Origin of the sequence: Vibrio sp. Of7-15 (assembly GCF_022347565.1) — a bacterium.
In the GTDB taxonomy this organism is placed as follows: Bacteria; Pseudomonadota; Gammaproteobacteria; order Enterobacterales; family Vibrionaceae; genus NORP241.
Genome location: NZ_JAKRGH010000031.1, coordinates 51,806 through 62,098, shown reverse-complemented (window position 1 = coordinate 62,098; position 10,293 = coordinate 51,806). Strand labels below are relative to the sequence as shown.

Below are 10,293 nucleotides of genomic sequence, written 5' to 3'. Positions count from 1 at the left end.
ATTCTCTAATATTTACAAAGATATTATATTGGCCGAGCCCGCGATTATGGAATGGGAGTTTGATCATTGGGAGAAACAAACGGTCAGCGAATTCAATTCAGCGATTACAATTATTATTGGCACGACTATTTTTGGTCTTTTTGTTATACCAGATTACTGGTTCTACCTTACAGGGATCATTGCTGGGCTTCTCACCTTCATCAATGCGATGCTGATGTACCCAATTCGCTTTAAACATAAATTAACGGAAAGTGGTGTTTATGTTTATCAATACAAACGTGGCAAAAAAATCAGGCAGTTTTTAGCTGGTTTTTTACTTCTCATTACCGTCATCGCTGGCATTGTTTTAACCTTTTACATGGGCTTAATGGCCTTCGCAGGGGCAGGTGCGGGTATGCTGGGGATCTTTACTTTTTATGCCTTAATACAAAAACAAGACAAAGTGAAAGAAGCGGCAATTCCTTGGCAAGGGATATTTCTAGTTTCTGCTTATTCAGAAAATTCATTTTTAATAAAAGAGCGTCGATTTGTCTCTCACTACATGACAATTCGATGCTCTGCAAGTGATTATGACGAAATGAAGAGTATTATAAGATCTAAAGTGCGTGAAGATGCCGCATATACTGAAAGTGCTCATTTAGGTTTCACTGATGAAGTAAATGATGCATTAAAAAGGAAAGAAGAAGAACTACCATTTTATAATGGTAGATTATTTAAAAGGTAGTTTTTATATCTGAATGATGCGACGCTTAAGGACAACCCTTCTCGGTTGGTTTCTTTTATGGAACACTATATAAAACATATAAAGAATGAGCCAGCAGTCATGGAGTGGGAAGCTGACCTGTGGGAGAGAGGGGAGAGAGAAATAGCGTTAGGCTTTTTACTATTTTTATTTTCTTTGACTATGTCAACATACTTTTTTATAGAAGACCCTGCGGGTCAGGTGTTGTTTAGGTGGATAGGTATCGGCATGATGGCATTGCTTGGCTTTAGTGCAGCAATGCATCTTGCTCCTGAGCGCTATTACCATAAAATCACTTCGACAGGGGTTTATGTATACAGTTATAAACGAGGAAAAGCGTATAGAGAGGCTTTGGTCAAAGGTTTTTTAATTGCCGGTGGTATAGCCGCCGTTGTTTTATTGTTTATTTTAGGCCCTATGGCTTTTGCAGGCGCAGGGGGTGGCACACTGGGTTTATTTAAACTGGCAGCGATGGTGAAGGATAAACCTCCTAAAGAAAGAGCATTACCATGGGAAGCTATATATACTATGTCCTACTGCGAAGAGGATAGGTGGTTCGATAAAGAACGGGTGATAGATTTACAAGCACATGGAATGCTGCATTGTTCAGTGGAAAATTATGAACAGGTTAAGTTGTGCATAGAGCCATATTTACGTGAAGATATATATGTCATGAAAGATTATTTTTCTGAATGCCAAAAACCTTCTTACTTGAAAGTAGAAGATAAAATAAAAACAGAGCTTGAGTTTATTTTAGGTGGTTTACCTGATTAATTAAAAATCTTGACAGGAAAGCAGCAATATAATCTTGCTGCTTTCTTTTCAATAAATAGAAAATAAGAATGGATTTAAAACGAAAAGAACAATATGAAGCGATCCGCCAATCGGTCATGAACGATCCAGTGCTTAAGGACAACCCTTCTCGGTTGGTTTCTTTTATGGAACACTATATAGAACATATAAAGAATGAGCCAGCAATCATGGAGTGGGAGATGAACCTGTGGGAAAGGTATACTCGGGAGATCTTTGTATTCATTTACTGTGGTTTATTCTTTTTTACCGTTTCAGGGTATATTTTTTCTGATAATACAGTAGTGCAAGAGACGAACAGAAATTTAGGTATTTTTGTCATGTTGACGCTTGCTTTCTTGATTGCAATGTCTCTTTCCCCTGAACGTTATTATCATAAAATTACATCAACAGGGATTTATGTATATAGCTACAAACGGGGAAAAGCGTACCGAGAAAAGCTGGTAATGGGTTTACTCGTTGTAGGTAGTATAGCCGCCGTTGTTTTATTATTTATTTTAGGCCCCATGGCCTTTGCGGGGGCTGGGGCTGGCACATTGGGATTATTTTCATTAGCAGCAATGGCGAAAGATAAACCTCCAAAAGAAATCGCATTACCTTGGGAAGCAATCTACTTCATGGAGTATATTGAAGAAGATCGATGGCTAGAAAAAGAACGAATGATTTGCTTACAGGGACATATTGACTTGATTTGTAATATTGATAATTATCAAGAGGCTAGGCGTCATATAGAACTATACTTACGTGAAGATTTATATATCATTAAAGATATTTTTTCTGAATGTGAATCTCTTTATTTTCTTAAAGTTCAAGAAAAGATAGAAAAAGAAATTGATTTTTTATTATCAGGTCTGCCTGACTAACTTAATAAAAAATTTTCTAAAAAAGCAGTAAGGCAATCTTGCTGCTTTTTCTTTTAAATAAATAGAAAATAAGAATGGATTTAAAACGAAAAGAGCAATATGAGGCGATCCGCCACTCGGTGATGAATGATGCGACGCTTAAGGACAACCCTTCTCGGCTGGTTTCTTTTATGGAGCAGTATATAGAGCATATAAAGAATGAGCCAGCAATCATGGAGTGGGAGATGAACCTTTGGGAAAGGGATATAAGGGAGATATTTGTATTTATTTTTTCCTGCTTGTTATTTTTTACAATATCTGGATATATCTTTTCAGATAATAAAGAAACTCAGGAAGTCATAAGGAATCTTGGTGTTTTTTTAATATGCATGCAAAGCTTTTTTTTAGCCATGTCCCTTTCCCCGGAACGTTACTATCATAAAATTACATCAACAGGGATTTATGTATACAGCTATAAACGAGGAAAAGCGTACCGAGAAAAGCTGGTAATGGGTTTACTCGTTGTAGGTGGTATAGCCGCCGTTGTTTTATTGTTTATTCTAGGCCCTATGGCCTTTGCGGGGGCGGGAGCTGGCACATTGGGGTTATTCTCATTAGCAGCAATGGCGAAAGATAAACCACCAAAAGAGTTTGCATTACCGTGGGAAGCTATTTTTGCTATAGAAGTTGATGAGCATAATGGACTTTTTAAAAAGAAAAAAATATTTTCTGTTCAGCTTCAGGTGGATGTGGTCTGCGATGCAAAAAATTATTCTGAGGTTAGAAATATTTTGGATCATTATAAAATGGAATGTACCCAATATATTAAACCAGGACGAAAAAATAGACAGACAGCAGAGTTTGAAAAGTTAATGGAAGAGTCAGAGAAAGAGATTGAATTTGTATGGTACTTCCATCCACGTAATCGATATGGAGAATGATTACATTAGCCTCCAATAGAAAGGCAGTAAAAAGAGCTAGGGAAGTGCTAGCTCTTCATCTGATTGAATGATCTGGCCCAACAATGGGGTATAAGCTTTGTTGGGTATTGGTCATGTTACAGTTTTCGGCCTAAGCGTTTTTCTACCTGCTTTTTCTCCCAATCAGGGCCAAAGAAGTTTAATACTTCAAAGGCACTTAACCCATGGCACACAATACCAATTCCCCAGCCCAGAGCAGGCCACCATGCCCAAATGTAACTCGGATCTATCATAAAATTAATGACAAACAGTAACGCAATAACCGAAAAGTAAGAGATGAGGTTAGAGTAGAAACTCTTGATGGCTCTTACTTGCTCTAAAATGATTTTCTCATCGGGGGTGACTTTTACATCATTGTTCATTTCTGGCTCCTGTTGCAGATCAGTGACTTGAATTTCAAACACAGCAGCTAAAGATTTTAAGGATTCCAGTCCCGCATTTTGTCCACGTTCGATTCGTTGGATAGTTCTTACACTTAACCCACTAAGTTGTGATAAATGCTCTTGAGACCAACCACGTTGTAACCTTAGTTTTCTGACGATCATTATTGATTCCTTTCTGCTGTTTCGACCTATCCTATCCACCACAAACGATTTCGGTAACGTCATTCACCCGACATACGTATGACACTTGTTATTTATCAGTGGTTTATGGTGTTCTGTTTTTTGCGTTTATCAGAGCAAGGGGTTCGATTTGGGTCATCTTGCTTAGCTATGAACGGCTGTAAAAATCAGTACTTTTAAATATAGAAGAGGTTTTACCGATAATTAAAACGTCTTTTTATTCATTAATTGGGTGGGTGACAATGTGGAAAATGAGTAAATCAGATGCGCATCTATTTATAAAATTTACATTGCGTCGTTACATAAAGAGAAAGCAACGTTGGCCGAAATCTGTTCATTAGAAGAGAATTGGTTTAAAGAGAGGTGAGCGTATAAATTTGGGGCCATGAGTTTTTTCTGCACAGCCCCACGTTAAATAGAATTAGCGCCTGTCTTTTACTTGAGCATAAGAGAGCATATAGGCCGAAAAATACAGCAAAGCAAAAGGGGTAATGGCGAGTATGTATGCACTATCAAGTACGATAGCGGCAGGAGTTATCACCATTTTTCCGGCATGTTCAATGGTTGAATCGGGTACTAATATTCTGGTGTCTATGGGTTTTTCCAATACTTCGAATGGAAGGGTGCCTTCTACATTATAACGTTTGGCTTCGAACGTTATTTTTTGGGGTTTCTCGATTACTTCACCGGAACTGGTTTTTTTTAATAACCCAGCTTCTTGGTATTGCTTAAAGAGTGCTTGCTCAATGGGTTTATGTGTTTCTACAGCTGGGTAAAATCTTACTTCTCCGGTTACGATGCCATCGTCCATGAGTGTTAAGTCATCGAAGTAGGTTGATATTTCGATGTCTCGGCTTACTTTGGCTAAATCACATAACTTTGTGTCACATTCAATTATATAGCTGAATTTTTCACCTGAAATAAGAATCACTGAGTCTTCTTCATTGATGTAAAACCCGGTGATTTTTTCTTCGTAGTAGGTTTTTTCCCACAGTGATTTTCTTAAAGGGCCATTACATCCTATCAGTGAAAAAATGAGCATTATTGCTATACATTGTTGTATCAACTTCATGTTTTCTCCTTGCTGTACATGGAGTTATTAGATTGTGTTTAGAGCTGTTTGGCAGAGCGTTACATAAAGTTTATGCTCTTATGTTTTCATATGGGCCAATTTACTGAGTGTGAGTGAAATAGCAATCTGAGCGTGTGTTTTTTTAGATAGTGGTTCATTTATTGTGACTGTCGTTGTCGCTTTGGGTTATTGGCATTTATCGATATTCTTACCTTTTATCCACTTCCATACGTTATTCAGTGCTGTTGCATCTTTCCTAGATTTCCCTCTCAACATTCAGGATTCTTTATTAAAGCATCAAAAAGGCATTTGTTAGCATGATGTTATCACTCATGGATGAATACAAACCGCATGGATGCACCTTTTCTTTTTTCAATATTAAATCACATCTTTATTTTTGCGATTTTGAATGGCGTTGTACTTGTTGGATTGCTGTTACGCAGTGCAAAGAGAAATTCGGCCAATTATGTATTGGCGTTGTGGTTAGGTTGTTTAATTGTCGAGCTGAGTTGGAACAGCTTGAAAGTAGGCGATTTTTTCTACCAAAATCCAGATTGGATTGGCGCGATGTTAGAGCTCGATGCTTTGTATGGGCCTTTATTTTTTCTTTATATTGTGATGCAAGTAAAAACATATCAGCTGCGTTGGGTGCATGTATTCTTACTCGTGCCTTTTGCTGTGACGGTGTATGTAAACATTCAGGCTTATTTCGTTTCACCTGAATTGAAATTATTGCAGTACGATATTTACATGAAAGGGGAGTTTGAGCGCCCTATTACAGCGTATGAATTGTTCTATTTTATGACGCCTCTTATTAGTTATGTATGGGCTTTTACAGTGATTAATGGTGCGATAAAAGCAAAAGTGGGCTTGCCTCGGGAAAGGTTGACTTGGTTGTACCGATTTAGTGTTTTACAAATTGTCGCTTGGTTAATGGTATTGCTGATTTGCTCTGTGGCGCTGTTGATCAGCCCTCATGCGTTGACGCCTGCAATAATCATGGCTTCGTATTTACCTTATGCGACCGTGCTGTATTTTTTAAGTGGCTACAGCGTATGGCAAGGGAAATTAACGGCAAACCCATTTGATAAATCGAAGGTGAACGCTAGCCCCGAAAAGTATCAAAAGCAAAAATTAAGTGATGAAGTCGCAGGTACTTTAAAAAGTAAGTTGATCACCTATATGAAGTCGGAGCGCCCTTATCTTGATAATGAATTGACGTTATCGGATCTGTCGGAAAAATTAGGCGTATCTTCACACCATTTATCTCAGTTGCTAAATCAACATTTTCAACAAAGCTTTTATGACTTTATTAATGAATACCGCATAGAAGAGATCAAACGCCGTTTAAGCGATCCTGCCGACAGTAATAAAACCATTTTGTCATTGGCTCTTGGTTCTGGGTTTAACAGCAAAGCGACGTTTAACTCTGTTTTTAAACGCAAAGAAAACATGACGCCTTCTGCGTATCGCCGTCAGTTTAGTTCCTTAGGGTAGGTATGGACCGAGCGGCTAGCACTAAGTAACACCTTGATAGGCAATAGATATTCATATTAGTTGTATGAGCCGTTAGGTTCGGGCGTTATAACGTAAAAAGCGTGTCACTGTGTTATGAGTTATTCATGCATAGGGAGACAAACATGAAATCGGTATACTCTTTTGCGGGTGCATTGTGCGCGCTGATTTTAACACCTTTAACGTACGCGAATGATCAGAGACAGACTGTGGATGCGCCATATCAAGTGGGCGTGACTTATTTTAATGCGGTTGACTACAGCCAAGTTGAAACATTCACAGAAAGGAATGATGACTATCGTGATGTGATGATCAAGATTTGGTATCCGGCTGAACTCAATGAAGCGTCGGTGCCTTCACATCTGGGGTATCATACTGAGCAATATCCTTTTCCTGCTGCCGTTCTACCGGGGGCGGATGATGAGTATTATAACCGATTAAAAACGCTGTTAAGTGGTGCTTTTCGAAAGGCACCTATGGTGGAGTCCGATCAAAAATTCCCTGTTATTTTCTATTCGCCGGGGTATTTTTCACACCTTGAAGACAGCGAAAGCGTCATGGTGGATTTGGCGAGCCAAGGGTATGTTGTGGCCAGTGTTGGCCATGCCCATCAGCTGCAATTTATTACCTTATCTGATGGTTACGCGGAATTTGATTGGAACAAACGTTGGAATGATTGGCAGTTGAGCGATCTCACGACCATGACGCTAGATGAATGGAACGTTGAAGTGTCCTCCTATGCGGGTAGGCCGTTGTCTCAAGAAGAAAAAGATCGCCTTTATCATCTGTTTACGCTTGCAGAAGGGGACAGAAACTCCTTGCAAGTTTGGGTGCAAGACATGGAGTTTGCGCTTAATCAACTGCATAAAGTGAATTATGGCCAAGTGTCTCATTTCTCGAACCAGCAGGTGGAGCTAAGCAGTCTTAAAGGTAAGCTGGATCTTGATAATTTTGGTGCTTTTGGCTTGTCATTTGGTGGCCCAACGGCGGCAACCTTCTGTAACCGTCAGGCAAAATGTAAAGCGGCGGCCAATTTAGATGCCATGCATTACGATTTATCTCCGGGTAACCCAGCCAGAAAGCCACTGATGATCATGTATCAAGATTATCCAATGCCCGCGAACTATCAGTTGGTTTTTGATCAGCAAGATCGAGACACTTATATGGTTAAAGTGGCGAACAGCCGCCATTTGGATTTTAGTGATCTCACATTGACGATGCCTGAAGTTCGTAATACAGATAACTTTGGCACGATTGATCCGTACCGAATGAATGCTATCAACAGAGCAACGGTTGGGCAGTTTTTTCAAACGTATGTAAAAGGCGAGGGCAGTTACTCGTCGCTGCTAGAAATGCTAGAGCAAACTCCCGAGTTCTCTCGTATTGATAGTAAAAAAGGAAGCTACTGATCGTTTGATGGTGCATGCCCTGAGTTTTTCTCGGGGCAAGTTTGTTATTCGGGGAAGCAAAAAGCGGGTTTACTTATTGTGCTGTAAGACGTTTTAGTGAATTATTTACCTTTCTTTTCGCCATTATAGTAGAACAAAATCAAATGCTTGCCATCCCATTGCCTTTCTTTGTGTCAATATTGCTTTTGATCCTTGCCGCCTTTTGGGTGATTAAGTTACCGACAAATGGAAAGATGCCTGCTGTGTTTATTGGCGTCTGTGCGATCAGTACGGCGTTGGTCGGTGCGCGTTGGGCGTTTGAAGCGGCTATTTTTTCGTGGTTACAGCCGATTGTGGCTTCCGTGCTGCCTGTTATTGCTTGGTATTGCTTTGCAAAAGGGCATGGCAGATCCCGTTATTCATTGCTGCACTTATTAGGGCCTGTTGCCATTCTTCTTTGTGTTTTCGACTATGTTTTTGGGCGAGAAGCGATAGACATTATTTTGATGGGGCTCTATGTGGTGTACGGTGTGGCGCTGGTTCGAGCCTCCTTCACGGTTCCGGAAGCGGTTCGATTGGGGGACGTGGTTCGGGTGAGGTTGGCAGAGCGCATTGCGGGTGTCATGTTATTGGTATCAACGGCAATTGATGGGGCGGTGTTGTTTGATTTTTTAGTGTATGGCGGTGAGCATGCGCTAGGAATTGTTTCTTTTAGTTATCTTGTTTTCATGCCTGTGATGGTGATGGCAGTGATCACTGTGGGATGCAGTACATGCCATACAGAGCCTGAAGCCATTTTTAATTCGCAGCAAACGAGTCTGGATTCACATACAGCCCAAAGAGAAAATTTTGCTCGAAAAACCAATCAACTGTCTGAGCTTGACGCCAAAAGTATTGTGGACAGCATCGAGGCATTAATGGCGGACACAGAGCTGTTTCGAGATCCTAACTTATCCCTTGGTCGTTTGGCTCGTAAATTGGGCATTCCTGCCCGGCAAGTTTCGATGGCGGTTAATCAAGTGTGTGGCAATAACATTTCAAAAGTACTTAATGAATACCGGATTAATCATGCTAAGCAATTACTGGCTCACAGTGAAGATAGCATTACTGAGATTTATTTGAATTCAGGTTTTCAGACTAAATCGAACTTCAATCGTGAATTTTTACGAATAACGGGCCAAACTCCCAGCGCATATAGACAGTCCGTTTTATAACAAAGCCATGAGATTATTGCCGAGTACGGTCAGCGAAGGCATAGCCTACTCGGCACTAAAGGGATTACGAAGATTTAGTTATGAAACGCCAAATATCATCAAACATGGTTTGATGTAATGCACGCCGAGTTGTGTTCGCGCCATCTTTACAGACGATACCGTCCCCCGTGGTCTCTTTTTCAAGTAGCTCGGCTGCCCCTTCTTTACACAATTGCATGAAACTGAAATGCATGGCTTGTTCATATACTTTGTAACGACGAGACACTAATGGTAAATGTTCCGCTAAATAGCCGGATTCCTGTGCTTGAGGCAAGTCACCAATATCTATCCCTGCCGCCAAGATCAAAGTGGGGGTGTTTACTTTAGAAAGGCTGCTGGTGGAAAAGCTGCGTGCTAGGCCAAGATCGAGTATGACGGTTTTTTTGATGCGTGGTTCGTAAAAGTGAAACGCTGCTGGTTCATTGGGCTGTGGGGAGGCCAGTCCCAGTTCGTTTTTGAGCCCACAAGTTTTAGGGTTCGGGTATTGACGGCAATGCTGGTGGAATGTGTTGCGATCGAACTGCGCCCCTGCAAGCTGCATGACGCTCCAACCGCCAAGTGAATGACCAATGGCCGAGACGTTATCCCTATCGATAATAGAGCGCCAAGTGGGATCGGTTTGAAAGTGGTCGAGAATACGCACTAAATCTCGCGGACGTTGCCACCATAGAGAGGCATGTTGCGGTGAGTGATCAAAAGTCGTGGTGCCAGGGTGATCAGGGGCAGCGACCACCATTCCTTTTTGCGCTAACTCTGTGGCAAGCCAGTTTAGGTTTCGCCAGTTTCCGCGGTAGCCATGCGACAGTAAAACAAAAGGGGATTTGTGGGGAAGGGTAGAAGCGTCTTTCACCACCTTAGTCCCTACAAAAGCGAGGTTGTCACCAACCAGCTCTGGCGGCGCTTTTTGCTGTGTTGGGTACCAAACGGTGATAGGCAATGGTCGCTGTGGATCATCATTTAACTCAAATTGTTGAAAGCCAACAGAACTCGCCACAGTTGTGTAGGGCCAACAGATAAGTAGCCCGATAAGAATAAGCAGTTTCATAGGTCCATCCTGAATAGGTTCATTCTGATTTAACGAAAGTGAACCAAGCATGCCCATTATTCGGGTTATTTGCGTCCTAAAAC

At 40.9% G+C, this 10,293-nt stretch carries 10 protein-coding genes; 7 read left to right on the top strand and 3 right to left on the bottom strand.

Going from position 1 to position 10,293, the window contains the following annotated elements; translation table 11 throughout:
- The 4 genes from MHO82_RS22400 to MHO82_RS22385 all read left to right on the top strand — a co-directional run.
- Positions 1-724: hypothetical protein (locus tag MHO82_RS22400; protein WP_239188107.1), on the top strand; the 724-nt coding region annotated here is incomplete at its 5' end.
- Positions 725-781: 57 nt separating this feature from the next.
- Positions 782-1,516, top strand: coding sequence for a hypothetical protein (locus MHO82_RS22395; protein WP_239188105.1), 735 nt, complete (start codon positions 782-784; stop codon positions 1,514-1,516).
- Between the two features lie 68 nt (positions 1,517-1,584).
- A complete protein-coding gene (locus MHO82_RS22390; RefSeq protein ID WP_239188103.1) occupies positions 1,585-2,415 on the top strand; it encodes a hypothetical protein in 831 nt (276 codons plus the stop codon).
- Between the two features lie 74 nt (positions 2,416-2,489).
- The gene (locus MHO82_RS22385; RefSeq protein ID WP_239188101.1) at positions 2,490-3,335 is read left to right on the top strand and encodes a hypothetical protein; all 846 of its coding nucleotides are present in this window, start codon (positions 2,490-2,492) and stop codon (positions 3,333-3,335) included.
- 116 nt (positions 3,336-3,451) lie between these two features.
- On the opposite strand, the gene MHO82_RS22380 is transcribed toward MHO82_RS22385, so the two are convergent.
- Together MHO82_RS22380 and MHO82_RS22375 are read right to left on the bottom strand one after the other, a co-directional pair.
- Positions 3,452-3,919, bottom strand: a complete 468-nt coding sequence (locus MHO82_RS22380; protein WP_239188098.1) for a 2TM domain-containing protein — start codon at positions 3,917-3,919, stop codon at positions 3,452-3,454.
- Between the two features lie 439 nt (positions 3,920-4,358).
- Positions 4,359-5,009 carry a hypothetical protein gene (locus tag MHO82_RS22375; protein ID WP_239188095.1) on the bottom strand — a complete coding sequence of 217 codons (651 nt, stop codon included), beginning with the start codon at positions 5,007-5,009 and terminating at the stop codon, positions 4,359-4,361.
- Between the two features lie 336 nt (positions 5,010-5,345).
- Between MHO82_RS22375 and MHO82_RS22370 the strand changes: the two genes are divergently transcribed.
- The 3 genes from MHO82_RS22370 to MHO82_RS22360 all read left to right on the top strand — a co-directional run bounded on the left by MHO82_RS22370 (position 5,346) and on the right by MHO82_RS22360 (position 9,126).
- Entirely contained in the window at positions 5,346-6,506 is a 1,161-nt protein-coding gene (locus MHO82_RS22370; protein WP_239188092.1) for an AraC family transcriptional regulator, read from the top strand.
- Positions 6,507-6,649: 143 nt separating this feature from the next.
- On the top strand, positions 6,650-7,933 hold the full coding sequence (locus MHO82_RS22365; RefSeq protein WP_239188090.1) for a hypothetical protein: 1,284 nt from the start codon (positions 6,650-6,652) through the stop codon (positions 7,931-7,933).
- 143 nt (positions 7,934-8,076) lie between these two features.
- Positions 8,077-9,126 (top strand): AraC family transcriptional regulator, encoded by a 1,050-nt coding sequence (locus MHO82_RS22360; protein ID WP_239188088.1) that lies wholly within the window; start codon positions 8,077-8,079, stop codon positions 9,124-9,126.
- Between the two features lie 64 nt (positions 9,127-9,190).
- On the opposite strand, the gene MHO82_RS22355 is transcribed toward MHO82_RS22360, so the two are convergent.
- Entirely contained in the window at positions 9,191-10,210 is a 1,020-nt protein-coding gene (locus MHO82_RS22355; RefSeq protein WP_239188086.1) for an alpha/beta fold hydrolase, read from the bottom strand.
- Positions 10,211-10,293: the final 83 nt, after the last annotated feature.

Excerpts from the sequence above, each read along its gene's own strand:
- MHO82_RS22395 (WP_239188105.1), top strand. The coding sequence starts at position 782 with ATGGAACACTATATAAAACATATAAAGAATGAGCCAGCAGTCATGGAG.
- MHO82_RS22390 (WP_239188103.1), top strand. The coding sequence starts at position 1,585 with ATGGATTTAAAACGAAAAGAACAATATGAAGCGATCCGCCAATCGGTC.
- MHO82_RS22385 (WP_239188101.1), top strand. The coding sequence starts at position 2,490 with ATGGATTTAAAACGAAAAGAGCAATATGAGGCGATCCGCCACTCGGTG.
- MHO82_RS22380 (WP_239188098.1), bottom strand. The coding sequence starts at position 3,919 with ATGATCGTCAGAAAACTAAGGTTACAACGTGGTTGGTCTCAAGAGCAT.
- MHO82_RS22375 (WP_239188095.1), bottom strand. The coding sequence starts at position 5,009 with ATGAAGTTGATACAACAATGTATAGCAATAATGCTCATTTTTTCACTG.
- MHO82_RS22370 (WP_239188092.1), top strand. The coding sequence starts at position 5,346 with ATGAATACAAACCGCATGGATGCACCTTTTCTTTTTTCAATATTAAAT.
- MHO82_RS22365 (WP_239188090.1), top strand. The coding sequence starts at position 6,650 with ATGAAATCGGTATACTCTTTTGCGGGTGCATTGTGCGCGCTGATTTTA.
- MHO82_RS22360 (WP_239188088.1), top strand. The coding sequence starts at position 8,077 with ATGCTTGCCATCCCATTGCCTTTCTTTGTGTCAATATTGCTTTTGATC.
- MHO82_RS22355 (WP_239188086.1), bottom strand. The coding sequence starts at position 10,210 with ATGAAACTGCTTATTCTTATCGGGCTACTTATCTGTTGGCCCTACACA.